This is a genomic window from Thalassobacter sp., assembly GCF_982993085.1.
Genome location: NZ_CEZFMW010000017.1, coordinates 14,238 through 38,555, shown reverse-complemented (window position 1 = coordinate 38,555; position 24,318 = coordinate 14,238). Strand labels below are relative to the sequence as shown.

The window sequence follows — 24,318 nt, the reverse complement described above, 5'->3', positions numbered from 1 at the left end:
AATCCGCTGCGTCACCACTCCGCCAACTCGCCTCGCTTCGGCGCTGTGGTGTAGCCGCGCCGATAAGTTGCCCGAGCAACTGTGTGTTCATTACCCTTGCCCGGGACTGGCTTCAAGGGTCCTTTTTACGATCTTGGCGAAGGTGCGTTCTTGGGCAGGATGGCTCATGGCCGCAGGGAGCACATTCGGCTTCCAGTTGCGCTAGTTTGGCTGCTATGACAAGACGATCTGACCTTTCGAGACCGGCGAGATAAGATAATGACCGACACGACTGCTCTGCGCACCATGATGGTGGACACCCAAGTTCGCCCCTCGGATGTGACCAAGTTTCCGATAATCGAGGCGCTGCTTGCGATTGAGCGGGAAGCTTTTGTGCCAGCGGACAAGGCTCCTGTTGCTTATATGGATGAGCCGATTGCGCTGACCCCTGGCCGTGTGTTGGCAGATGCACGCGGCTTTGCGAAAATGCTCGACGCGCTTGATTTGGAGCGGGATGAGTTGGTGCTCGATCTGGGCTGTGGGTTGGGCTATTCAGCGGCCGTGTTGGCGCGGATGGTTGACGCAGTAGTGGCGGTTGAGGAAGACAGCGACATGGCACGTGACGCCGAAGCTACGCTTGGCGAAAAGGGCATCGATAATGTCGCAGTTCTGCACGCGCCGCTGGCAGAGGGTGCACCCAAAGCGGGCCCATACGACGTTATTGTGATTGAGGGTGGAGTTGAGACTATTCCTTCAGCGATCGAAGATCAGCTCAAAGAGGGCGGTCGGATCGCGGCCGTGTTTGTTGAAGGCGCTCTGGGTGCGTGTAAAATTGGCCACAAATCGAACGGTCGGATCAGCTGGCGCATGGCATTTAATACGACGATGCCTGTTCTGCCCGGCTTTACACTTGAAAAAGGCTTCGCGCTCTGATCCCATTCTGGGGCCGGGTCTGCGGCAAAACCAGAAAGGCAGGGCAATGTTTTCAATAGAAAAAACGGTGCGCGGGTTCGCGGCATTCACGCTTGTAGCGGGGATGAGCGTGGCACCCATAGCAGCCAAGGCGCATTCGCTCGCGGATGCGTTGGTGTTTGCCTACAACAATTCCGATCTGGTTCAGCAGCAGCGGTTTTTGCTGCGCTCAACAGATGAAAGCGTGGCGCAGGCACAGGCGCGTTTTCAGCCGGTGTTGTCCTATTTCGCGTCACTCAGCCAAAACGGGGTCGATGGCCCTACGGATTCGTTTACGACATCGATCGGGGTCAATGCCGATTGGACCGTTTGGGACGCCGGCTCGCGGTCCGTGCGTTTGGAGTCGACCAAGGAGTTGGTTCTCGCTGCGCGTCAAAACCTAGCCAGTGTTGAACAACAGATCCTGTTCAATGCGGTTCAGGCGTTTTTACAGCTTCGCTCCGCGATCGAGGCCGTAGCCTTGCGCGAAAGCAATCTGCGCCTGATCACACAGGAGTTGCGCGCCGCTGAGGATCGTTTCGAGGTCGGTGAAGTTACCCGAACGGATGTTGAGTTGGCGCGTGCGCGGCTTGCGCAGGCGCGCTCTGGATTGGCAAGCGCGCAGGGCGATGTTGAAATCCAGCGGTCCAACTACATTCTGACTATTGGTCGTGCGCCGCATGCTTTGCTGACGCCTCCGTCACCGCCTGCGCTGCCTGCTACCGTGCAAGCAGCTGAGGCGATTGCAATGCGTACCGCGCCATCGCTGCTGGCCCAGCAACATACGGTTAAATCAAACGAATTGCTTTCGGCGGCCGCTCAGCGCAACACCTTTGGGACCGTCGGCGTGACGGGCAGTGTCAGCACAGGCGCACGCAATGGGGATGAAACCTCAAGCGGGACGGTCGGGCTGCGGTATTCTCGGACGTTTTATGATGGTGGTACGCTGAATTCTCTGATCCGTCAGACGCAGGCAGCGCTTGAGGCGTCGCGCTTTGGCTTGGCCCAAGAGGGCCGTATCGTATCCGATGGCGTAAAGCGGTCGTGGGCGCAGCTACAGGTCGCGCGTGCGCAGGTAACGGCCACGCAACAGCAGGTTCGGGCATCGCAATTGGCGTTTGAGGGCGTGCGTGAAGAAGCCCGTCTTGGTGCGCGGACCACGCTTGATGTTCTTGATGCTGAACAAGAGTTGCTGGATGCACGCAACGCCGTTCTAAATGCGCAAACAAGCGCCTATTTAGCGGTGTACAGCGTTCTTCAATCCCTTGGTCTTTTGTCGACTGAGCATCTGGGGCTGGACGTTGAGCGGTACGATGTAACCAACTATTATAACGCGATAACCGCAACGCCATCGGGGCTTGTTCGATCCGAGCAGGGCGCGCGCCTCGATCGGATATTGAACCGTAAATAGCCGATAGCTTGTATTCGAGGAAAATTGCCGATGCTCAGGGGCTGCCCATGCGTATGTGGCTGTGATAGGTTAACCTCGTAAACTGTGCACCAAGTCACGGGAGAGGGCACGCATGGCCGAGCAGACCAACAAGCAGAACATTGAGGACGTATTGTCCTCCATTCGTCGTTTGGTGAGTGATGAGGGCGCGCACGTGCCGCGACCTCCTATGGCAGGACAGCGCCCCGATAAGCTGGTTTTGACGCCGCAATTGCGGGTGACGGAGCCCGAAGACCCGTATCAAACTATTCGGGTGCTGGGGCAGCCTGAGCAGGCTTTGGATGAGATGGACGAAGCATCCCTTGAGGATGCACCTGATGCAGATGTCTTAATGACCCCGGTGGCGGGAGACAGCCGAGCAGATACAATGCCTGCTCTTGATCCGGCCCTTGAGCGCGCCTTTGCTGCGCCCGCTGACACAAATACTGTTGGCCACGACACTTCAGAGCAGTCTGAGGGTGATGAGGTGCCGGTTCAAAGTGATCTGTCAGCCAAAGAGGGCGATACGGCAGTCTCTGAGGCGCCTATGGTCGAGGTCGCATTTGATGAAGCCTCGATGGACGAGCCCTTTGAGACCGTCGCGCGGCTGAGCCCGTCAGACATGGATGTGGCGACGCTTGATGCGGCTGACGATTCTGTCTTACAAGACTTGCCAACCACCGCGCCTGAAGCCCCTCACGCTCTGCCTTCTGCCATTCCGTTCCCACAGGACAAGGTTCAGCGTGCCGCTGAGCCTAAGCCGCAAGATGGCGATGACGTGTTGGATGAGGAAACCTTGCGCGAGATTATCGCAGAGGTCGTGCGCGAGGAATTCGCCGGGCAGCTGGGCGAACGTATCACTCGCAATGTTCGCAAATTGGTGCGCCGCGAAATCCGTCAAATACTGTCGAGCGAAGATCTCGACTAGCCTCTGGTTTTTAGCCTGAGCGGTTTTCTCAGGCATAAAAAAACGCCGCGTAGATTGATCTGCGCGGCGTTTTTTTGTTGTATCTAGGTTGCTTAAGCAGCTTCTGCCTCAGCGGCGGCGTTGCGACGCTCACTCTCTTCGCGCGACAGCGCGACAGAGGTCCGCACACCACGACCGACAAAATCCATCAGGCCGGAGACAACACGTTCATTGGGGTCAATTCCTGCGCACGACAGGACTTCACGGCCATCACGCGAGCGGGCCCAACGCGCGATTTGTTCAGGGCCATTGCCGTACTTTTTGTCATCAGCGATAGCATCATCCAAGGCGGCCAAAACTACTGCGGCAAACAGCTTGCGAGACCGTTGTCCCTGCTCAAAGTTGAAAGCTGTTCCGTCAACGAAATCCATCATAGGCCGTCCTGTTTTATTGCTCTTGCATTTGCGGGGTGCCGCCCAATATGACGATTTTACGACGATTCGGGTATGCGAACTTCGAATGTCTGAGATGCACTATATGCATAGGTCGAGTCAACCTTTTGCTGCATATCGTTGGCTTGCCCTCCACTGGTCCACCAGATATAGGCATGCGCAAGATCTGTTCAACCTTTTGCCATGGTTTTGCCCAATGCCTAAAATTAACGGAAATGAAATCCGCCCCGGAAACGTGTTGGAGCATAATGCTCACCTCTGGGTGGCTGTGAAGGTCGACCACGTGAAGCCCGGAAAGGGCGGTGCCTACGCACAAGTCGAGATGAAGAACCTTCGCAACGGCTCCAAGTTGAATGAACGATTTCGCTCAGCGGATAAGATCGAAAAAGTACGTCTTGAGCAAAAAGATCAACAGTTCCTCTATGAGACTGATGGCATGTTGGTGTTCATGGATCTTGAGACCTACGAGCAGATCGAACTACCCGCAGACATTTTGGGAGAACGGCGCCCATTCTTGCAGGATGGCATGACCGCTGTGATCGAATACTACGACGCCGAAGCGCTCAGCGCCTCGCTGCCGCAAAAGGTGATCTGCAAGATCGTTGAGACCGAGCCAGTGGTCAAAGGTCAAACTGCCGCCAACAGCTTTAAGCCCGCGATCCTCGACAACGGGGTGCGTGTCATGGTGCCCCCGTTTGTGGCTCAAGATGAAAGCATTGTCGTCAATACTGAGACGATGGAATACACCGAGCGCGCCTAGCGCTCGGCATAATCCCTCATCGCTTTGGCCCCCAAGGGCCTGTGTTGCGCCGACCCGTACGCGGAATGTGCGATCTGGTATAATGCGTTTCTGGGTGGGGTGGATGCATTTGAGTGCGCCGCCAAAACTGCGGCCCGCCTCGGGCAATCCACCACGGCAATGTCATGACAAACCCCGCAATAAAACCGCCCGCATGCGCCCAATAGGCCACGGCGCTCGTGCTGCCGGCTGATACGCCGTTGAACAATTGCAGCCCGAACCAGATCGCCAGAACCATCCACGCGGGCACTGGGATGATCCGGATGATGATCACGAAAAACACAAAGATGTCGATCCGCGCTTTGGGAAACAGCAGTAAGTAGCCCCCCATAACAGCAGCAATCGCGCCCGAGGCCCCAACTAACGGGATGCGGCTGAACGGGTCCACGGCAATGTGGGCCAGCGTCGCCACCACCCCGCCAATCGCGTAAAATCCAGCAAAGGGTATGTGGCCCAGTTGGTCCTCCATGTTGTCGCCAAAGATGTACAAGAACAGCATGTTTCCAGCCAGATGCATCCAGCCCCCATGCAGGAACATTGACGTCACGAGGGTGTGTAATTCAAACCCTTGGGCGATCTCGATGGGGACTGCGCCAAAGCTACCAAAGACCATCGCAGCCGCGCGGCCGTTCGGCTCAAACCCATACGTCAAAAAGATGATGATGTTGGCCGCCAGTAGGGCGTAGGTCACGTAGGGCACCCGCCTAGAGGGATTATGGTCGCGAATGGGGATCATGGTGGGTCCTAGGTTCTGGGGCGTCTATCAGCAGATACAAAGTGGTATCCGGCGTCAACGCCATCACGCGCGCGGGGGCAGGGCCTTTGTTGTTCAAGGTGCAAAAATTTCCGCGTTGAAGCCACAAAACCTATGGCTCTGCCCGGTGGCACAAGGCACAACGGCCCCAAAGGGAGAGACCATGGCCAAAGCGATCATGATCCAGGGTGCAGGGTCCAACGTGGGAAAATCCATGTTGGTTGCGGGCTTGTGCCGGCACTATGCGCGCAAAGGGCTGCGTGTGCGCCCGTTCAAGCCGCAGAACATGTCTAACAACGCGGCTGTAACCGAAGACGGGGGCGAGATTGGCCGCGCCCAAGCGCTTCAGGCATGGGCTGCAGGCGTTGCTCCGCGCATTGATATGAACCCAGTGTTGCTTAAGCCGGAAACGGATGTCGGCGCGCAAGTCATCGTACAGGGCAAACGCTTTGCCACGTTAAAGGCGCGCGATTATGCAAAGGTTAAGCCGGACTTGCTCGCGGCTTGTGTCGAAAGCTTTCATCGTCTCGCGGCAGAGGCAGACCTGATTATTGTTGAGGGGGCGGGCAGCCCGGCTGAGATCAACCTGCGCGCCGGTGACATTGCAAACATGGGGTTTGCAGAGGCTGTGAACATTCCCGTCATCCTCGCTGGTGACATTGATCGTGGCGGCGTCATCGCCCAGCTTGTGGGCACACAAAACATCCTGCCGCCAGAGGACGCGGCGCGGATCAAAGGGTTTCTGATCAACAAGTTCCGCGGCGATGTTAGCCTATTTGATGATGGGCTGACCGAGATTGTGAACCGTACCGATTGGGCCTCAATCGGGGTGTTGCCGTGGTTTTCTGATGCTTGGAAGCTGCCGGCAGAGGATATCATGGATATCCGGTCGTCTCGTACCGGCGGGTTCAAAGTTGCGGTACCGCGATTGAATCGCATCGCGAACTTCGATGATCTTGATCCGCTTTCGGTGGATCCGAACGTCTCGGTCGAGATTGTGACAGCGGGTCGTCCCTTGCCTGCGGACGCTAATTTGGTGCTGATCCCCGGATCAAAATCCACGATCGCTGATCTCGCGCATTTTCGGGCGCAGGGCTGGGATGTGGATTTGCATGCACATATCCGACGCGGTGGGCATGTGCTGGGCATCTGCGGCGGTTACCAAATGCTGGGGCGCAGGATCGCAGACCCTGACGGGATTGAGGGCGCGCCCAGCGATGTGGCGGGCCTTGGTCACCTCGATATCGAAACGATCATGACCCCGCACAAACACTTGGCGCGGGTGCAGGCGCATCATCCCGACAGTGGGGCTGATTTGACCGGATATGAGATCCACATTGGTGAAACCTCTGGTCCCGACATGGCGCGCGGTTGGCTCAAATTGCATGGGCAACCCGTGGGTGCGGTCAGTGAAACGGGCAGGGTGCGCGGCTGTTACTTGCACGGTCTGTTTGAGGCTGATGCATTTCGAACGGCGTTTTTGGCGGGCTTGGGCGCGCAAACTACCCAGATGGATTACGGCGCGCAGGTCGAGGCAACGCTGGATGCGCTTGCGGACCATATGGCCGATAACCTTGATCTAGATGCGCTTGGTGGGATTTTCGGAAAGGTCTAGAACGCGCGGAACTTGCTGCGATCTAGCAGAGAAGTCAGGTTGGTACGGGCGGCGGGATTTGAACCCGCACGGGCTCTCGCCCCAGGGATTTTAAGTCCCATGTGTCTACCGTTCCACCACGCCCGCACACAGGAACCTTTTGCCGGGGCATTGGGCCGAGTGCAAGTCGCTATAAGTCTTCGCCGCGCAAAAGCGCACGTTCAGCCAGCCATGGGTTCAGTTCTAACGCTTCTCGCAGCACGGGTTGGGCCTCGTCGTCGCGGCCTGCGTTGATTAACGTCAGTGCCTTGCCGGTCAGCGCGCCTGTATGGCGTGGGTTGTATTTGAGCGCTTGATCAAGGTCGCTCAACGCTCCGTCCCAGTTGGATTGAAGAAACCGAACAAACGCCCGCTGATTCCAGCCCTCAGCGTAGAACGGACAATATTGCACAAGTGAGGTCAACGCGGCTTCAGCGGCGGTATAATCCGCCACGTTGCGACGCGCCATTGCACTATCCAGTAGGTTTTGACTGTATTCATCCGGGGCTTGCAGCCACAGTTTCCACATTTCAGCAGACAGTGCGCGCGCAGCCATTTCGTCCGGTGCACGCTGCACTTGTGCCACGAGTCGGTCCATATCCGCTGCAATTGGCGGAGCCTCGGGGCAGGTCTCTGCAAATGCGGGCAGAGCGGCAATACTCAGACTGAGGATCATTAAGGCATGTTTCATGCCCCTAATGGTGCGTCTCAGGCCGCTTAGGTCAAGCCCGCCGTGTAAGCGGGCTTGATAGGGTCAATCGCGTGTGCCCGAAAAACGCTCTTGCCACTCTTCGCGCTGCTCGTCCGTGATCTTGGCAAATAACACTTCTGGCACGGCAAAGGCATGGCCCGCAGGCAGCACCGAGAGCGCGGCCGTCATATCGTCGGGCCAGTTGTCGTCTTCGGTCCCCATTGCGGCCAACATCGCGGCCGAGGCATCGGGGATGAAGGGGCGTGATAGGACCGCGTAGACGCGGATCAGGTTCAGAGCGAGCCGGATTTGTGCCGCCGCCAGTTCAGGGTCCGTCTTGAACGCAGACCACGGTGCAGCCTCTTGCAGGTACTCATTCCCTGCCACCCAGATTGAGCGCAACTCGGCTGCGGCCTTGCGGACCTCCATGGCGTCCATGAAGCCCTCATAGGCGCGCGTCTTGGCCGTGAGCGTCGCGATCAATGCCGCCTCACGCTCTGCCCATACGCCGCCTTCTGGCACCACTTCGCCAAACTTGGACCGGCAGAACTTGGTCACGCGGCTCACAAGGTTGCCCAGCACATCTGCCAAGTCCTTGTTCACGCTGGATTGGAAGTTTTCCCATGTGAACTCTGCATCGGAGTTTTCGGGGGCATGGGATAGCAGCCACCACCGCCAATAGTCGGCCGGCAAGATCGAGAGCGCCTGATCCATGAACACACCCCGCCCCTGCGAGGTGCTGAACTGTCCGCCATCGTAGTTGAGGTAATTGAACGACTTGATGTAGTCGACAAGCTTCCACTGTTCACCCGAACCCATGATCGTCGCGGGAAAACTGAGCGTGTGGAACGGCACGTTGTCTTTGCCCATAAACTGGACATAGCGCACGTCATCTGCGCCCTCATCGGTCCGCCACCAGCGGCGCCAAGCACTGTCATCCAGACCCTGCGCCTCGGCCCATTCGGCGGTCCCTGCGATGTATTCGATGGGCGCGTCGAACCAAACGTAAAAGACTTTGCCCTCCATCCCGGGCCATTCGTCGGTACCGCGTTTGACGGGTACGCCCCAGTTCAGGTCGCGGGTAATACCGCGGTCGCGCAGGCCGTCGCCATCGTGCAGCCATTTCTTGGCGATGGAAGTGGTCAGAACCGGCCAATGTTGAAGAGGGTCGTAGTTTTCCTGACGAATTCCGTTCCGATAGGGTAGGGCTGGATTTTGATTTGAGTCGTTTTCGACGTCCCGTATCGAAAAGATTTTACTGTTGATCCAGTCATCCAACCGATCCTTAAGCTGGGATTGGCGCAGATAAAGGTGCTTGGTTTCGCGCACCTCTAGGTCTGTGCTGCCGGATACGGCAGAGCGTGGGTCAATAAGGTCTGTGGGGTCCAACTGCTTGGTGCAGTTTTCGCATTGGTCGCCGCGGGCTTTGTCGTAACCGCAGTTGGGGCAGGTGCCCTCAATATAACGATCGGGCAAAAAGCGGCCGTCGGCATTAGAGTAAACCTGCTTTTCGCTGATTTCTTGGATGTAGCCGTTATCAGCTAACTTGCCCGCAAAGTATTGCGTCAAAGTATGGTTCTGGGTCGAGGATGAGCGGCCAAAATGGTCGAACGACAACCGAAAGCCGTCGGCGATCTCGGATTGGACGGCATGCATTTCGGCGCAGAATGCCTCAACCGGCTTGCCTGCTTTGGTCGCGGCCAGTTCAGCTGGGGTGCCGTGTTCGTCAGTGGCACAGATAAACATGACCTCATGGCCCCGCTGGCGCATGTAGCGCGCATAAAGGTCCGCAGGCAGCTGGCTGCCCACAAGATTGCCAAGGTGTTTGATCCCGTTGATGTAGGGGATCGCCGATGTGATCAAAATACGCGCCATGGTCTCTCCGCAGGTGTCGGGCTTTTGCTTAGTCCAAGCCCGGGCAGGCGTCCACCCAATGCGGCCTTAGGTGTGCGATGTTATGTGGAACGTTAGCGTTTGCGCGACAAAAGCCGGCCAATCGTGAACGTGGTGCGGGGGGCGTAGATATAGGCGGTTTTTTCTTCAACCGTTGGCCGGGCGCGCATCCTGACAATCCCAACCACCGCGAGCAAGACATGCGCCACCGCAATGAGCAGAAAGAGGGACGCCGGGCCATAGGCTGCCAATAGCTGCGATGATACGACGGGTGAGGCGATGGCCCCAACCGCGAACCAAAACATAAGGGCCGCGGATAGTTCGACCCGCGTGTCAGAAGTTGCAAAGTCGTGGGCGTGTGCGGCTGCAACCGAATAGATCGGAAAGGTCGTGAACCCGAAAAGGCCTGCGACCAGCATCACCACCACGGTGCCTTGATCCGATGTCGCAGCCGTTATCCCGCATGCCAGCGCCGATGCGATTGATAGCCAAATTAACACCCAGCGTCGGTCATATTTGTCTGCAAGCCAACCCACAGGGTATTGCGCCAAAGCGCCCCCCAACACGAAGGCCGCAAGGAAATATGCGATCTGATCTGCACGCAGGCCGACCTCTTGGCCGTAGATCGGACCCACCATCCGAAAGGCCGCAGAGGACACGCCAGCCACAACCACACCCGCCACTGCCAGTGGTGACAAGGACAGCGCCAGTCGGGGCCGCAGCCGAGGCGCGCTGGGCGTTTCGGGCTGTGGCGTGCGGGTGAGTGTGATCGGCAACAGAGCCGCGCAGCACAGAATAGCCAGCACATTGTAGGACAGGTAGGACGCTGGTTCGAGCACGCCGATCATCAATTGCGCAAGGATCGACCCCGATAGATCAATGATCCGGTATGTGCCCATCGCGCGGCCACGCGTCTCATTCGTGACTTTGGCCTGCAACCAGCTTTCGATTACCGTGTAGCAGCCTGCTACGCACAATCCGGTTCCGACGCGCAAGATGCTCCAGAAAAATGGATCGACCCAGACCATGTGCGCCAACAGTCCGATTGCGCCCAACGCAGTAAAGGCCGCGAATGCCCGACTATGTCCCACCGATCCCAAAAGCCGCGGCGCCCACCAACATCCGACGAAAAAGCCGACGAAATGCGCAGAGCCTAGTGCACCAACCGCAGCAGTGGAAAACCCCAGCTCTAGCCCTGAAAGCGCGTCTAGCGGGCCCACCCCACCCGATGAGATTTGCAAAAGCAGCACCGACAGGAACAGGGCGGCAAAAGAAATAAGCATCCGCATGGGAGCGGCCTTTATATAATTTCTGGTTCTCAGAAACGGCGAAAAACACCTTAAGATCAATGTAGAATGTGCGCTTTCGCCTTAGCTGTCACGTATTGTGATCAAGCGCGTCGTTTCTAGGCGCCCTGATGGCGCAATCGTCTTGTTGCGGCATTTTCCTCACGCTTGGGTGAGCATATTTCACGGATTTGGGAGCTTGGTGCATAGGCTGCCTCTGTGTGTGCAAACCCGCACCCATTTTGCCTAATTCTCACGCTTACGTTCATTGAATGAGAGGCGGCAGGGGTGCATATACCTTTTCATGAAAGCCGAAATGACGGGTTTCACCACACACAATGGACGGGCTTCGCACACACTACGGCCCGCCCGCACGCCCCTGAATGGTCTGTCACTGGCGTGAAGTTTTTTCCAGACCGACGAAAGGACATAACATGACACGTTTTCTAACCCGCGCAGTTGTTGTGCTTTCGCTCCTCACGCCTCTGGCCGTTCCGTCGGTCACCGTCGCGCAGGACGCGCAAGACGAACTGATCACGATCAAAAGCGATCGCCAAACCAATCAAAACATTCTGACGCTGATCTTCGGCTCCAGCCGAGGGTAAGCGCAAAAGGTCAAGAGTGGGCTGGGAGAGGTAGCTCCCGCCGCTCGGCCAAACACATCAAAATCTGCAACTCTGCCAAGCGCATGGGCGCCCTGTAGCGAAAGTCGTGGGGCGCTTGTGCGTGTGCGGACAAAACTGCCAAGATCGTAGCGCTATCTGTAGTTTGGTCTTTTTGCGCAAACCAAGCCCGAAGATCATCTTGGCTCAAGCCCGTGTGGGCGGAATGGCTCTCGATCCAGCCCGAAGGGCAGGCGCTGGCATCATAGTCAGGGCTTAGTACCGCTAGCCGAGTGCGCACATCCGCGGCGCCCGCCAAGGTATCCATGTTATTTGCAGCCGCCCCAAGCACGATCAGCCCAAGGCCCAATAGGCCGGACATCATTACGATGCTGTCCACTGGCATCGAACTCTGGGTTAAACTATTGAACCAAGAGAGCGCCTTGTATCGTGTGCTGATCATCATGGGCCTTTTCACGTTGTCGCCTCATTTAAGCCCTGAAGTCGGCTAAAATGAGGTTAACGCTCTTCTATTGTTCGCATTCCTCCGAACATACATCGATTGCGCAAACAAACTGTTAACTATTTGGAAACGGTGCGTGGCGCTCAATGTCGTCGCCGAAGCAGGGCCTTCCGGCCGCTGGTGCATCCCCTGCGCGCGTGCGAAGAAGCGCTATGGAATATCTGTGGATATACGCTGCCGTCTTTGCGGCCTTTGTGCAGTCGCTGCGATTTATGCTGCAAAAGCAGGTCAAAGATGCAGGGCTTAGCACGGCTGCCGCAACATTTTCTCGGTTCGTCTATGCCGCGCCTGTGGTCGGCTTCGGCGCGTTTCTTTACTCCAACGCCCAAACCGGGGGTCTGCCGGCGCTGGGGCCTGGGTATTGGGGCTATGTCGCGGTGGGTGGGCTGTCGCAGATCTTGGGCACGGTTGCAGTTGTGATCTTGTTCTCACATCGCAATTTCGCTGTGGGCATGACTTTCAAAAAGACTGAGGTGATGCTGACTGTTCTCTCGGGCTACCTCATCCTGGGCGATAGCGTGTCGGCTTATGGTATTGCCGCCATCGCGCTTGGGTTCTGTGGCGTGCTTGCGTTGTCGGGGCAGGCCGCGCGATTCACGTGGCGTGACCTGATCAGCCGCGCAAGTCTAATTGGCCTTGCTTCGGGGGTGATTTTCTCAATCTCGGGTCCTGCGTATCGCGGGGCGTCACTGGCGGTGACGTCGGATGATCCGCTGATCCGCGCAAGCATCACACTTGCCTGCGCCACGGCATTTCAGACAGTGATTTTGTTGGGGTGGATGCTTTGGCGTGAGCAGGATCAGTTGCGCGCAGTTTTCGTGCGGTGGCGCCTGACAGCTATGGTCGCCGTGGCCTCTATGCTGGGATCGATGGGCTGGTTCACGGCTTACACGCTGCAATCGGCGGCCTACGTCAATGCGGTGGGGCAGGTGGAGCTGATTTTTTCCATGATCATCAGTTATTTTGTCTTTTCTGAGCGGAGCACACCGCGCGAATACGCTGGTATCGCATTGATCTGCGCCAGCGTTCTGGCCCTGATCCTGTTTGGCTAACGGCTTAGCGCGCGGCCTTTTCGGCGATGCCGGACGTGCCAGCGCGCCGGTCCAGCTCAGCGCAGACATCGCCCAGTGTCACGCCACGCGATTGCAGCATCACCAGCAGATGAAACAGAACATCCGCGGCCTCCGACGTCAGGGCCGTTTTGTCGCCTTTTACGGCCTCAATCACGGCTTCAATCGCTTCCTCTCCGAACTTTTCGGCACATTTCTCGGGACCCTTGGCCAGCAACTTGGCGGTCCAAGAGCTGTCTGGTTCCGCGCTGGCACGGGCAGCGATAGTGGCGGCAAGCGTGTCGATAGTATGCATCAATTCAGCCTCATTGGGATGCCCGCGGCAGCCATGTGTTCTTTGGCTTCGCGGATGGTGTAGTCGCCAAAGTGGAAAATCGACGCGGCAAGAACCGCGCTGGCCCCGCCTTGGGTCACGCCCTCAACAAGGTGGTCCAACGTGCCGACACCGCCGCTGGCGATTACGGGCACAGATACTGCGTCACTGATCGCTCGGGTCAGTGGCAGGTTAAAACCTGCCCGCGTTCCATCCCGATCCATCGAGGTCAGAAGGATTTCGCCTGCGCCTTTGGCGGCTATGGTTTTAGCAAATTCAACGGCATCAATGCCAGTGGATTTGCGCCCACCGTGGGTGAAAATCTCCCACTTGCCGGGGGCTACGGTTTTGGCGTCGATGGCGCAGACAATGCATTGGCTGCCGAACTTGTCGGCGGCGCGGGCGATGCAATCGGGGTCGGCCACGGCTGCTGAATTGAAGCTAACCTTATCGGCCCCCGCCAACAGCAGATTGCGCACGTCCTCGACGGTGCGCACCCCGCCGCCAATCGTCAGTGGCATAAAGCATTGCTCGGCCGTGCGGGTGGCCAGATCATACATCGTGCCACGGTTTTCATGTGTGGCCCGAATATCAAGAAAGCACAGCTCATCCGCGCCGGCGGCATCATATGCACGCGCCTGTTCCACCGGGTCTCCTGCGTCGATCAAATCGACGAAGTTAACGCCTTTGACCGTGCGCCCTTCGGCCACGTCCAAACAGGGAATAATGCGGGTTTTGAGCATTGCGGATGCCCTCCTCGTGGTCGTGATGCCTCATCTACTAGGCAAGATTGGCGCGCAAGGGTAGGGGCAAATGGGCCGCGTATCGCCGCGACCCACTGTAATTCTGCACCTTAGGCCAGTGCTTTGAGGGCGGCGGATAGGTCAAGGGCCCCGTCATATAGCGCGCGGCCCGAAATTGCGCCCGAGATCACGCCGGTGTCGCGCAAAGCGATCAAGTCCTCTAGCGAAGAGACCCCGCCACTGGCGATGACTGGAATCTGCGTCGCCTGCGCGAGGGCTGCGGTCGCCTCAACATTGGGGCCTTGCATCGCGCCGTCACGGTTGATGTCGGTATAGATGATCGCGGCGACGCCTGCGTCCTCAAACGATTTGGTCAGATCGGTGACCATGACATCCGTTTCCTCGGCCCAGCCCTTGGTCGCCACACGGCCATTGCGGGCATCAATGCCGACGGCAACTTTGCCGGGAAACGCGCGGGCGGCCTCGCGCACCAGATCGGGGTTTTCTACAGCAACGGTGCCCAGAATGACGCGGGCAATACCCTTGGTCAGCCACATCTCGATGGTGGCCATATCGCGGATACCGCCGCCCAATTGTGCGGGCAGGTTGGTCGCGGCCAAGATCGCCTCAACGGCGGCGCCATTGACGGGCGTGCCTGCAAAGGCGCCGTTCAAATCCACCAAATGTAACCATTCGCTCCCAGCATCCGCAAAGGCTGCGGCCTGTGAAGCGGGGCTGTCGTTGAACACAGTGGCGCTGTCCATTTCCCCGTGCAAGAGGCGCACGGCTTTGCCGTCTTTGAGGTCAATCGCTGGATAGAGGATCATGGTTGAGGCCCTTGTGTGTTGCGCGTTTCTTTTGGCCGAACGGAGCCGCTAGGGCAAGTGCCGGTACGTCATACTGGACAGCAGGTCGCGGTGTGCGCTTTGGTTTGTGCAACCTGAGGGAGGACACCAATGAAAACGATGCTGACCGCCACTGCGGCGAGCCTTTTGATGCTAGGCACGGCCTGCGCCGAGCCGCTTTTGGGGACATGGCAAACAGCCAAAGACGACAATGGCAACTTTGGCCATGTCGAGGTGGCCCCCTGTGGCGATGCGTTGTGTGGGACATTGGTGAAATCATTCAACAGTGCAGGCGCAGTGATTCCGTCGGATCACACCGGGTCCAACATTATCTCTGCGACCAAGCCACGTGGGGACGGTGAATACCGCGGCAAGGTTTTTTCACCCGACCGGGGCAAGACTTATAACTCTAAGCTGCAACTCAGCGGCGATACGCTGTCTGTCTCGGGCTGTGTGTTTGGGATCTGCCGCGATGGGGGCACGTGGACCAAGTTGAACTAGGCGGAAAAACGCGGGTTTAAGCCCGTTTTTCGGCGTCGCCTTGTGTGGCGCCGCGCTCTCCCAATATACGATGATATCGTCCCGGGAGATGGATTATGCGTAGTATTGTTTTGGCTTGTGTTTTCGGCCTCTGGGCCAGTGCACCTGCCTATGCCAAGGACAGTATTGTCGGGATTTGGCAGACGCAGCCGGATCGCAAAGATCTGACCTCTCACATCGAAGTGGCACCCTGCGGGGCGGGATACTGCGGGCGCGTGCTGCGTGCCTTTGACCCGTCAGGGGCTGAAGTCACGACCCGCAATATTGGTCGAATGCTCTTTTGGGATATGAAGCCGCAGGACAATGGCACCTTTGGCGGTGGCGCGGCCTATGTGCCGATCTTGAACGTCACGACCTCCAATGTCGCCCTGACGCTGTCGGGGGAACAGCTGGAGGTAAAGGGTCGCGTCGGATTGATGCGCGGCACGCAGGTCTGGACGCGGCTCCGTTAGGGGCGCCACGTCAGAAAGTTTGCGATCATCCGTAGCCCGGCTTCCTGGCTTTTTTCCGGGTGGAATTGCATGCCGATCACGGTGTCCCGGCCCACGATAGCTGTAACATCGCCGCCATAATCCACGTGGGCCAAACGGTCCGCCGGGTGTGTCACATCCATATGATAGGAATGGACGAAATAAGCGTGATCGCCGGTTTTGATGCCTGATAAAACAGGGTGTTCACCCGTTACGATCAGGTCGTTCCAACCCATGTGCGGAACTTTCAGTGCGGGATCAGAGGGGGTGATGCGCACGACCTCACCGTCGATCCAGTCAAAGCCTTGCACGTCCTCATACTCACGCCCCCAAGTGGCGAGCATCTGCATGCCCACGCAAATCCCCATAAAGGGTTTTGCGTCGCGGGTGACGGCTTCTATGACGGCGTCTTCAAGCCCGTCAAAACTGCGAAGGCCCGCACGGCACGCTGGAAACGCGCCGTCGCCTGGCAGAACAATACGATCGGCGCGGGCGATATCCTCGGGCTTGTCCGAGACGATGACTTCACCTGCGTCGACCTCTTGGGCCATCCGCTGAAACGCTTTTTCAGCAGAGTGCAGATTGCCGCTGTCGTAATCGATCAGAACGGTGCGCATCGTTTAAAGCGCGCCTTTGGTTGAGGGCACGGCATCGGCTTTGCGCGGGTCTGTTTCCAGCGCATCGCGTAGGGCACGGGCCACTGCCTTGAAAGCGGCTTCGGCGATGTGGTGGCTGTTGATCCCGTGCAACTGATCCACGTGCAGCGTGATGCCGCCGTGTGTGGACAGTGCTTGAAAGAATTCACGCACCAATTCGGTGTCGAATGTCCCGATCTTGGGGGTCGGCAGGGTCACGTTCCAAATCAGAAACGGACGGGCTGACAGATCGAGGGCCGCGCGCACCAGTGCATCATCCATGGGCAAAAGGCACGCGCCATAGCGTACGATGCCACGCTTGTCGCCCATCGCTTTGCTGAGCGCCTGGCCAAGTGCGATGCCTACGTCCTCAACCGTGTGGTGATCATCGATGTGCAAATCACCCTTTGCGCGGATTTTCATATCGATCAGCGCGTGGCGCGACAGTTGATCTAGCATGTGGTCAAAAAAGCCCACGCCGGTTTGGTTGTCATAGATACCAGTGCCGTCGAGATTGATCTCAACAGTGATGTCGGTCTCCGCGGTGGTGCGGGTGATGGTTGCGCTGCGCATAGGGCCTCCGTCTGCCATTGGGGTCTCTATAGGCGGGTGGTTCGGACGGGCCAAGGGGCGTGTCACGATTTGCGGGCGGCTGTGGCTGGTTGGCCAACTGTTTCAGGGGCCCAGAAACAACAAAGGCCGCCCGAAGGCGACCTGAGTGTTTGCCACATGGGGTGTGTGGCCGGCTAATTGGAGCGGGCGAGGCGATTCGAACGCCCGACCCTAACCTTGGCAAGGTTATGCTCTACCCCTGAGCTACGCCCGCTCACTTAGCGTGTGGGTGATCTACTTTCGTGGGCGGATGGCTGCAAGAGAAAAATGCGCTTCCGATGTAAAATTTCTGTGCGACCTTGGGTCAAGCGCATCGATGTATCGAAATGCTGTTATCCGAGAGGTTCGGTGCTGGCCGCTACGGTGGATTCGATGATGAAATTGTCGATCGCCCAGCTTTCATCAGAGACGTCTTGGTTCGCGGTGGAGCCAAATCCGAAATCAAGGGTGGCACCGGGATCATCGACCGTAATCGTGATCCGGCTGGCGGCGTCACGCCACCAATTCTGGCTTGTGTCGTTTTGCATGCCGCCCAAGTGTTGGCCTTCGGATAGGGTGGTGGCGCTCAGGGTAATGCCCTCAACGTCGCCCGGCGTCCACGTCAGGTAGCCTTGGTCCGAGGTCATGCGGCCGACCTCAACCCCATCAATATACAAAACCGCGTCTTCGCCATCGAGGCTGTCGAAAGCCAGCAAATCGAATGTCAGCGTGGCGGATTCGGACTCCGAACCGATGTCAAAGCTTGTCGTGACGCTTTCTAACCCGCCGCTGCCCGCAATCGGGCCCAGCACTTCGCCAAATCCGTCCACATAAGTGGAACTCGCGCCCGTCCACGCGCTTGTATCACCGGCAAAGTCATAGTTTGACCGGTACGCCACGATGGTCGACCCTTCATAGATAGAGCCGACCGTGGCCTCTAGCGCGTCTACGACGGAAACGGCCATACGACCGAGCGACGGGCCAATGGTCCCCATCATGGCGAGGCCCGTAATCGTGACCCCAAACGTCAGAACGACCCAGTCGACGGTGATGGCACCATCCTCGGACTTAATGAAGCGATGTGTCATTGCGGACTCCTTTTGCCCCCCTTTGGTACATACCGCGTGCGGCAAATCTGCGGCACAGATACGTCCAAAATTGGGGCCAATGGGCCGAAATGGTTACATGTCTCTCGATTATTGGGGGATTGTCGCGCGATTGTGGTCAATCACTGGCTGGCGATATCATCGAGTATGGCAGCCTTGTGGGTGGCGACGTCCTCAGTGTGGACACAGATATCACCGTCAGGGCCAACCAACAGCAGGCCATATGCGCCGCTTTCATCGATCGACAGGCCGGATGTGCCCGCCCCTAATTGCAGCGGCATTTGGTGACAGGGGCTCTTGAACACCGCCATCGGCAGGCCACCCGCACTTGCCATGATCGTGCGGTGAATGTGACCCGAGATCACCAGCCGCACGTCTGTACAAGCCTGTAGTGTTTCGATGACCTCCGTGCGGTTCACCAACCCGATGTGGTCCATTCCGTCAAATCCGGTGATGAACGGTGGATGGTGCAGGGCCACGATCTTGGGGGTGCCGGGGGCAAGTGCCAATTCAGCGCGCAGCCAGTCCATCCGATCCGCGCACAAAAAGCCGCTGTGGCGCGGCTTGGCGTCAGGGGCCAGCGTGTCGAGGCATAGGATATGTGCATGGGGCAGGCTGATGCGGCTTTGCACAAAGCCGTTGCTATCCACGCCTGCCTGCCGAAACGTGGCGCGAAAGGTGTCACGGTCATCGTGGTTGCCCATCATGAACGTGGTGGGCCACGGCAAGTCACGCAAAAGAGCGCGGAGGCGGGCGTATTCCTCGGCGGTGCCGTAGTGGACCAAATCCCCTAGGATCAGCAGGTGGTCGGCATCCGCATGTGCGGCGCGCATCGCATCCAATACACGCGCGAGCCGCTCTGCCGGATCAAGCCCGATGATCAACTCACCGGGCGGGGTGATGTGAAGATCCGTAAGGACAAGGATTTTGTGCATGGATGAAGGCTCCGTATGGCGGGGCAGTGATGCCCCGCCGGACAGCCGGTAACGCCTGTTGGGGCGCTATTCCAGTTCGATTAGCAGGTCTTTTGCATCGATTTGCCCACCGGGCGAAACATGCACTGCCTTGACCGTGGCATCCCGTTCGGCATGGATACCGGTTTCCATCTTCATGGCTTCAATCGTCAGCAGCAGATCGCCTTCTTTGATCTCAGCCCCGGCCTGAATAGCCACACTGGCCACGACGCCGGGCATTGGTGCGCCGATGTGGTTGGGGTTGCCGAACTCTGCCTTGGGCATTTTGACAGCAGTGCCTACGGCCTTGCGGTTGGGCACGCGGATGACGCGCGGCTGACCGTTCAGCTCAAAGAACACCTTGGCCTCGCCATCAGCATTGGTTTCGCCCTCGGCTTGCATGCGGATCACAAGGGATTTGCCGGGATCGATCTCGGCCTCGATCTCTTGGCCGGGTTCCATCCCATAGAAAAACACGGGCGTGGGCAGGGTGCGCACGGGGCCGTAGGTTTCGTGGCGCTGGGCGTAGTCTGTAAAGACCTTGGGATACATGAGGTAGCCGTTCAGGTCCTCATTGTCGAAGTCGACGCCGGGGACAGTGGCCTCTAGCTCGGCGCGCACTTTTGCCATGTCTGCGGGGGCAAGGTGCTTGCCCGGACGTTCGGTGCTCGGGGCCTCATCTTTGAGCGCCTTTTTCACAATCGCATCCGGGAACCCACCGGGAGGCTGGCCCAGATTGCCGCGCATCATGTCGATCACGCTGTCGGGGAAGGCCACGTCCTTTTTCGGATCCTCAACCTCGGCCCGGCTTAGCCCCTGCGACACCATCATCAACGCCATGTCACCAACGACCTTCGATGATGGTGTGACCTTCACAATGTCACCAAACATCTGGTTCACGTCGGCGTACATTTGCGCCACTTCGTGCCAGCGATCCTCTAAGCCAAGCGAGCGCGCCTGCGCCTTGAGGTTCGTGAATTGACCACCGGGCATCTCATGGAGGTAAACCTCGGATGATGGCGCCTGAAGCCCGCTTTCAAAGGCTTGGTATTGCGCACGCACCGCGTCCCAGTAGGTGTCGATCTGGCGGACTGCTGCCATATCGATCCCGGTGTCACGATCCGTGTTTTGCAGCGCAGCCACGACTGTGCCGAACGTTGCCTGTGATGTGTTGCCCGAAAAGCTGTCCATCGCGACGTCGGCGGCATCCACACCGGCCTCGGCTGCGGCAACGATGCTGGCGGATGCGATCCCGGCCGTATCGTGCGTATGGAAGTGGATCGGCAGGCCGACTTCTTCCTTAAGTGTCTTGACCAATTGCTTGGCGGCACCCGGCTTCATCAGGCCCGCCATGTCCTTCAGGCCCAAAACATGGGCGCCTGCGGCCTCAAGTTCTTTGGCCATCGCGACATAGTATTTCAGGTCATATTTGGCGCGGTTCGGGTCTTGGATGTCACCGGTGTAGCAAATGGTGCCTTCGCAGACCTTATCGGCGGCGATCACGGCATCCATCGCCACACGCATGTTTTCAACCCAGTTAAGGCTGTCGAACACGCGGAACACATCAACGCCGGTCTCAGCGGCTTGTTTCACAAAGCCTTGGACAACGTTGTCAGGGTAATTGGTGTAGCCCACACCATTGGACGCACGCAAAAGCATCTGCGTCATGATGTTCGGCATCGCTTCGCGGATGTCGCGCAGCCGCTGCCACGGACATTCCTGCAAGAACCGGTAGGCCACGTCAAAGGTCGCGCCACCCCAACATTCCACCGACAACAATTGCGGCAGTTTGCTGGCATAGGCAGGCGCGCAGCGGATCATATCGATGGACCGCATCCGCGCCGCAAGCAAGGACTGGTGGCCATCGCGCATAGTGGTGTCGGTCAGCAGCAGTTGCGGCTGGGCCTTCATCCAATCCGCCACCGCTTGTGGGCCCTTGGCGTCTAGGATCTGGCGCGTGCCCTCGGCAAAGGGTGTGCCCAGTTTGACCGGCGGCTTGGGCGCACGGATGTCAGCGGCGGGGCGGGGGCGGCCCTCGGTCTCTGGGTGGCCGTTGACCGTGATCTCAGCGATGTAGGTTAGGATTTTCGTGGCCCGGTCCCGGCGTTGTTGAAAATCAAACAGCGCGGGCGTGTCGTCGATGAACTTGGTTGTGTATTCGTAGTTCAGGAACGTCGGGTGCTTGAGCAGGTTTTCTACAAACGCGATGTTTGTCGATACACCCCGAATACGGAATTCACGCAGGGCACGGTCCATCCGCGCAATCGCAGCTTCGGGCGTAGGGGCCCAAGCGGTGACTTTTTCCAACAGGCTGTCGTAGTAGCGAGTGATGACCGCGCCGGAATAGGCTGTGCCGCCATCGAGGCGGATGCCCATACCTGTGGCACCGCGGTAGGCTGTGATGCGGCCATAGTCAGGGATAAAGTTATTCTGCGGGTCTTCGGTCGTGACGCGGCACTGCAGCGCGTGACCGTTCAACTGAACGTCGTACTGGCTGGCGATGCCCGTGGCCTCAACCAGTGATTTGCCCTCGGCAATCAGGATTTGGGCGCGGACGATATCAATGCCCGTGACTTCTTCGGTCACAGTATGTTCGACCTGCACGCGGGGGTTCACTTCGATGAAGTAAAACTCACCGGTGTTCATATCCATCAAGAACTCGACCGTGCCTGCGCACTCGTAATTCACGTGTTCGCAGATTTTCTTGCCGAGGTTGTTGATCGTTTCGCGCTGGGCACCACTGAGGTAGGGCGCAGGCGCGCGTTCTACGACCTTTTGGTTGCGACGCTGCACCGAGCAGTCACGCTCATACAGGTGATAGATCTGGCCGTGGCTGTCGCCGAGGATTTGCACCTCAACGTGGCGCGCGCGGGTGATCATTTTTTCCAAATACCCCTCACCGTTGCCAAATGCGGCCTCGGCCTCGCGGCGGCCCTCTAGGACCTTTTCTTCAAGCTCATCTTCGGAATAGATCGGACGCATGCCGCGTCCGCCACCACCCCAAGATGCCTTGAGCATCAGCGGATAACCCACTTCAGCGGCTTCTTTCTTGATGGCGGCCATGTCGTCGCCCAGAACTTCGGTGGCAGGGATAACCGGCACACCCGCTTCCATTGCGACCTTCCGGGCCGAGGCTTTGTCACCCAGTTTGCGCATCGTTTCGGCCTTGGGGCCGATAAAGGTGATGCCGTTGTTGGCGCAGGCGTCCACGAAGTCTGGGTTTTCCGACAGCAAGCCGTAGCCCGGGTGGATTGCGTCGGCGCCACAGGCTTTAGCGACGCGGATGATTTCTTCGATGGACAGATAGGCGGCCACAGGGCCCATGCCTTCGCCAATCTTATAGGCTTCATCGGCCTTGAACCTGTGCAAGCTCAACTTGTCCTCTTCGGCGTATATCGCCACGGTGCGTTTGCCCAACTCGTTGGCGGCACGCATCACACGGATGGCTATTTCGCCTCGGTTGGCTATGAGGATTTTTTGGAAGTCGGCCATAGATCAGGTCCTCTTGGTCTTCAGACACGGGTGTCTGGGGTGGGAAGAATCCCACGCTGCAGGTGCACAATGCCTAGATTGCACCGAACACCTCGCCAATACCAAGGACTACGTAAGTATGACGGTTATGTGACGCAGATTGCGCTTTGAACACGCAGAGGGTTTCCTTTGGGAAACCTAGGCGTGGGCTACAGCCAGTCGCTTCGGCGCGAGCCCACAGCCTGTTCAAGCGTGGTGTGGCCATCTGCGCGCATCCGCGCATCCAAGCCCCGCGCGATATCCGCAATCAACGACGGCCCCGCATAAACCAGGGCCGTATATAGCTGCACCGCAGTCGCACCTGCGCAGATTTTTGCATACGCCGTGTCCGCGTCACGCACGCCGCCCACACCGATCAACGGCATTTGCCCGTCGGTCAGTTTGGACATTTGCGCCAGCACACGGGTCGCACGTTCGAACAGTGGTGCACCGGACAGGCCACCGGCCTCGCCCGCGTGGGGCGATTGCAGGCCAGTGCGGTCTAGCGTTGTGTTGGTCGTGATGATCCCGTCCAGCTTGAGGGATGTTGCGACCTCGGCGATATCTTCTAGCTCCGCCGGGGATAGATCCGGCGCGATTTTGAGGAACAGCGGAATACGTTTGGGCAGCGCATCGCGTGCCTCTAGTGCCCCGGTCAAAAGGGCTGTCAGGGCAGCTCTGCCCTGTAGGTCGCGCAGCTTTTCGGTGTTGGGCGAGGACACGTTGACCGTAGCGAAATCAACATAGGGCCCACAGGTCGCAATCACCCGGGCAAAGTCGCCTGCACGGTCTGTGCTGGTTTTATTGGCCCCAAGGTTCAGCCCCACGGGAATTGTGGGGTTATGGGCCATCAGCCTGTCAGCGATGACATCCGCGCCGTCATTGTTGAACCCGAACCTGTTGATCGCTGCGCGATCCTCCGTCAGGCGAAACAGACGCGGTTTGGGGTTTCCGGGTTGGGGCAAGGGCGTGGCCGCGCCAACCTCAAGAAACCCAAAACCCACCTTGGACAGCGCTGCCAAGGCCGTGGCGTTCTTGTCAAACCCGGCAGCCAGCCCGACGGGGTTTGGAAATTCCAATCCGGCAATGGTGCATTTCAACCGTTGGCTGGTGACAGGGCCGGGTTTTGGCCCAAGCCCTGCGTTTAACGCCTTTAGGGCCAGCCCATGGGCGGTTTCGGGGTCAAACGCGCGCAGTGCCCGCAGGCCAAGAGCTTCGATCATTGCATTTCATCCGGGAAAACATGCGCGCCGTCGCGCAGGGGCAGGCGGCGCGTCCAAGCGACATCAGTGATGCGCAACACACGGTACAGATGGGGGAATTCGGCACCGCCACGCGATACCTCCCACTTAAGGTCATCGCCCAGGGTACCGGTATCAACCGCGGCCAGGACCAAGTCGGCCTCGCCCTTAAAGTGCTTGGCCGCGGTTTCGCGGGCCTGTTCTGCGGTGGAAAAATGGACGTAGCCATCCGTGAGGTCCACGGGAGCGCCGCGTGTGAGGCCTGTGGCGCGGAGTGTCGCCCACTCGGCACGGCGGAAAATCTTGTAAATCAGCATGCCTCGCAGATGCACCCACCAAGCCGCAACGTCAAGACATCTCAGACTTTGACTTGCAAAGAGGTTCGCGCCACCATTCCGGCTT

The 24,318-nt window shown here is 58.4% G+C and carries 25 protein-coding genes and 2 tRNA genes; 9 read left to right on the top strand and 18 right to left on the bottom strand.

All coding sequences use genetic code 11. From position 1 onward, the window contains the following. The first annotated feature begins 258 nt into the window (after positions 1–258). From AC4GMC_RS04720 to AC4GMC_RS04710, 3 genes are all read left to right on the top strand, one after another. The gene (locus AC4GMC_RS04720; protein ID WP_487875719.1) at positions 259–912 is read left to right on the top strand and encodes a protein-L-isoaspartate O-methyltransferase family protein; all 654 of its coding nucleotides are present in this window, start codon (positions 259–261) and stop codon (positions 910–912) included. 46 nt (positions 913–958) lie between these two features. After that, complete coding sequence (locus AC4GMC_RS04715) at positions 959–2,341, top strand: TolC family protein (protein ID WP_487875718.1); 1,383 nt, start codon at positions 959–961, stop codon at positions 2,339–2,341. 112 nt (positions 2,342–2,453) lie between these two features. Next, positions 2,454–3,287: a hypothetical protein gene (locus AC4GMC_RS04710; protein ID WP_487878679.1), complete on the top strand. Its 834-nt coding sequence runs from the start codon at positions 2,454–2,456 to the stop codon at positions 3,285–3,287. Positions 3,288–3,379: 92 nt separating this feature from the next. Here AC4GMC_RS04710 and AC4GMC_RS04705 read toward each other — a convergent pair whose 3' ends face one another. Then, positions 3,380–3,700, bottom strand: a complete 321-nt coding sequence (locus tag AC4GMC_RS04705; protein WP_038006813.1) for a DUF6280 family protein — start codon at positions 3,698–3,700, stop codon at positions 3,380–3,382. A gap of 214 nt (positions 3,701–3,914) precedes the next feature. Here AC4GMC_RS04705 and efp point away from each other — a divergent pair, with 214 nt between their 5' ends. Beyond that, positions 3,915–4,478, top strand: a complete 564-nt coding sequence (gene efp / locus AC4GMC_RS04700; RefSeq protein WP_487878678.1) for an elongation factor P — start codon at positions 3,915–3,917, stop codon at positions 4,476–4,478. Positions 4,479–4,494: 16 nt separating this feature from the next. Here efp and AC4GMC_RS04695 read toward each other — a convergent pair whose 3' ends face one another. Then, positions 4,495–5,253, bottom strand: a complete 759-nt coding sequence (locus tag AC4GMC_RS04695) for a rhomboid family intramembrane serine protease (protein ID WP_487878677.1) — start codon at positions 5,251–5,253, stop codon at positions 4,495–4,497. A 181-nt stretch (positions 5,254–5,434) separates the two neighbouring features. Here AC4GMC_RS04695 and AC4GMC_RS04690 point away from each other — a divergent pair, with 181 nt between their 5' ends. After that, positions 5,435–6,886 carry a cobyric acid synthase gene (locus AC4GMC_RS04690; RefSeq protein WP_487878065.1) on the top strand — a complete coding sequence of 484 codons (1,452 nt, stop codon included), beginning with the start codon at positions 5,435–5,437 and terminating at the stop codon, positions 6,884–6,886. 40 nt (positions 6,887–6,926) lie between these two features. On the opposite strand, the gene AC4GMC_RS04685 is transcribed toward AC4GMC_RS04690, so the two are convergent. The 4 genes from AC4GMC_RS04685 to AC4GMC_RS04670 all read right to left on the bottom strand — a co-directional run bounded on the left by AC4GMC_RS04685 (position 6,927) and on the right by AC4GMC_RS04670 (position 10,777). Further along, positions 6,927–7,012 (bottom strand) — tRNA-Leu (locus AC4GMC_RS04685). A 43-nt stretch (positions 7,013–7,055) separates the two neighbouring features. After that, on the bottom strand, positions 7,056–7,595 hold the full coding sequence (locus tag AC4GMC_RS04680; RefSeq protein WP_487878064.1) for a tetratricopeptide repeat protein: 540 nt from the start codon (positions 7,593–7,595) through the stop codon (positions 7,056–7,058). Between the two features lie 63 nt (positions 7,596–7,658). Further along, positions 7,659–9,470: a methionine--tRNA ligase gene (locus AC4GMC_RS04675; RefSeq protein WP_487878063.1), complete on the bottom strand. Its 1,812-nt coding sequence runs from the start codon at positions 9,468–9,470 to the stop codon at positions 7,659–7,661. Positions 9,471–9,562: 92 nt separating this feature from the next. Further along, positions 9,563–10,777 carry an MFS transporter gene (locus AC4GMC_RS04670; protein ID WP_487878062.1) on the bottom strand — a complete coding sequence of 405 codons (1,215 nt, stop codon included), beginning with the start codon at positions 10,775–10,777 and terminating at the stop codon, positions 9,563–9,565. A 431-nt stretch (positions 10,778–11,208) separates the two neighbouring features. Here AC4GMC_RS04670 and AC4GMC_RS04665 point away from each other — a divergent pair, with 431 nt between their 5' ends. Beyond that, the gene (locus AC4GMC_RS04665; protein WP_487879320.1) at positions 11,209–11,379 is read left to right on the top strand and encodes a hypothetical protein; all 171 of its coding nucleotides are present in this window, start codon (positions 11,209–11,211) and stop codon (positions 11,377–11,379) included. 10 nt (positions 11,380–11,389) lie between these two features. Here AC4GMC_RS04665 and AC4GMC_RS04660 read toward each other — a convergent pair whose 3' ends face one another. Further along, complete coding sequence (locus AC4GMC_RS04660; RefSeq protein ID WP_487879321.1) at positions 11,390–11,839, bottom strand: hypothetical protein; 450 nt, start codon at positions 11,837–11,839, stop codon at positions 11,390–11,392. A gap of 212 nt (positions 11,840–12,051) precedes the next feature. Here AC4GMC_RS04660 and AC4GMC_RS04655 point away from each other — a divergent pair, with 212 nt between their 5' ends. Beyond that, a complete protein-coding gene (locus AC4GMC_RS04655; protein ID WP_487878513.1) occupies positions 12,052–12,951 on the top strand; it encodes a DMT family transporter in 900 nt (299 codons plus the stop codon). Between the two features lie 4 nt (positions 12,952–12,955). Here the strand turns inward: AC4GMC_RS04655 and AC4GMC_RS04650 are convergent, their stop codons facing one another. The 3 genes from AC4GMC_RS04650 to hisA form a co-directional block, all read right to left on the bottom strand. Beyond that, positions 12,956–13,264: a phosphoribosyl-ATP diphosphatase gene (locus AC4GMC_RS04650; protein WP_487878514.1), complete on the bottom strand. Its 309-nt coding sequence runs from the start codon at positions 13,262–13,264 to the stop codon at positions 12,956–12,958. Beyond that, positions 13,264–14,025, bottom strand: coding sequence for an imidazole glycerol phosphate synthase subunit HisF (gene hisF / locus AC4GMC_RS04645; RefSeq protein ID WP_487878515.1), 762 nt, complete (start codon positions 14,023–14,025; stop codon positions 13,264–13,266). Before hisF ends, AC4GMC_RS04650 begins: the two co-directional genes overlap by 1 nt. A gap of 110 nt (positions 14,026–14,135) precedes the next feature. Then, positions 14,136–14,852: a 1-(5-phosphoribosyl)-5-[(5-phosphoribosylamino)methylideneamino]imidazole-4-carboxamide isomerase gene (gene hisA / locus AC4GMC_RS04640; protein WP_487878516.1), complete on the bottom strand. Its 717-nt coding sequence runs from the start codon at positions 14,850–14,852 to the stop codon at positions 14,136–14,138. A gap of 129 nt (positions 14,853–14,981) precedes the next feature. On the opposite strand from hisA, the gene AC4GMC_RS04635 reads away from it, so the two are divergent. Together AC4GMC_RS04635 and AC4GMC_RS04630 are read left to right on the top strand one after the other, a co-directional pair. Further along, the gene (locus AC4GMC_RS04635; RefSeq protein WP_487878821.1) at positions 14,982–15,371 is read left to right on the top strand and encodes a DUF2147 domain-containing protein; all 390 of its coding nucleotides are present in this window, start codon (positions 14,982–14,984) and stop codon (positions 15,369–15,371) included. Between the two features lie 95 nt (positions 15,372–15,466). Beyond that, complete coding sequence (locus AC4GMC_RS04630) at positions 15,467–15,862, top strand: DUF2147 domain-containing protein (protein WP_487878820.1); 396 nt, start codon at positions 15,467–15,469, stop codon at positions 15,860–15,862. On the opposite strand, the gene hisH is transcribed toward AC4GMC_RS04630, so the two are convergent. The 8 genes from hisH to AC4GMC_RS04590 form a co-directional block, all read right to left on the bottom strand. After that, the gene (hisH, locus tag AC4GMC_RS04625; protein ID WP_487878819.1) at positions 15,859–16,497 is read right to left on the bottom strand and encodes an imidazole glycerol phosphate synthase subunit HisH; all 639 of its coding nucleotides are present in this window, start codon (positions 16,495–16,497) and stop codon (positions 15,859–15,861) included. The two genes, AC4GMC_RS04630 and hisH, sit on opposite strands and share 4 nt — an antisense overlap. A gap of 3 nt (positions 16,498–16,500) precedes the next feature. Continuing rightward, on the bottom strand, positions 16,501–17,088 hold the full coding sequence (gene hisB, locus AC4GMC_RS04620) for an imidazoleglycerol-phosphate dehydratase HisB (RefSeq protein WP_487880461.1): 588 nt from the start codon (positions 17,086–17,088) through the stop codon (positions 16,501–16,503). A gap of 178 nt (positions 17,089–17,266) precedes the next feature. After that, a tRNA-Gly gene (locus AC4GMC_RS04615) sits at positions 17,267–17,341 on the bottom strand. A 118-nt stretch (positions 17,342–17,459) separates the two neighbouring features. Further along, positions 17,460–18,194 (bottom strand): hypothetical protein, encoded by a 735-nt coding sequence (locus AC4GMC_RS04610; protein WP_487877866.1) that lies wholly within the window; start codon positions 18,192–18,194, stop codon positions 17,460–17,462. 140 nt (positions 18,195–18,334) lie between these two features. Beyond that, entirely contained in the window at positions 18,335–19,147 is an 813-nt protein-coding gene (locus tag AC4GMC_RS04605) for a phosphodiesterase (protein ID WP_487877865.1), read from the bottom strand. Between the two features lie 66 nt (positions 19,148–19,213). Further along, positions 19,214–22,657 carry a pyruvate carboxylase gene (locus AC4GMC_RS04600; RefSeq protein ID WP_487877864.1) on the bottom strand — a complete coding sequence of 1,148 codons (3,444 nt, stop codon included), beginning with the start codon at positions 22,655–22,657 and terminating at the stop codon, positions 19,214–19,216. A gap of 188 nt (positions 22,658–22,845) precedes the next feature. Beyond that, positions 22,846–23,898 (bottom strand): quinone-dependent dihydroorotate dehydrogenase, encoded by a 1,053-nt coding sequence (locus AC4GMC_RS04595; protein WP_487877863.1) that lies wholly within the window; start codon positions 23,896–23,898, stop codon positions 22,846–22,848. After that, on the bottom strand, positions 23,895–24,233 hold the full coding sequence (locus AC4GMC_RS04590) for a DUF952 domain-containing protein (protein ID WP_487877867.1): 339 nt from the start codon (positions 24,231–24,233) through the stop codon (positions 23,895–23,897). The genes AC4GMC_RS04595 and AC4GMC_RS04590 overlap by 4 nt, the downstream gene beginning before the upstream one ends. Between the last annotated feature and the right edge of the window lie 85 nt (positions 24,234–24,318).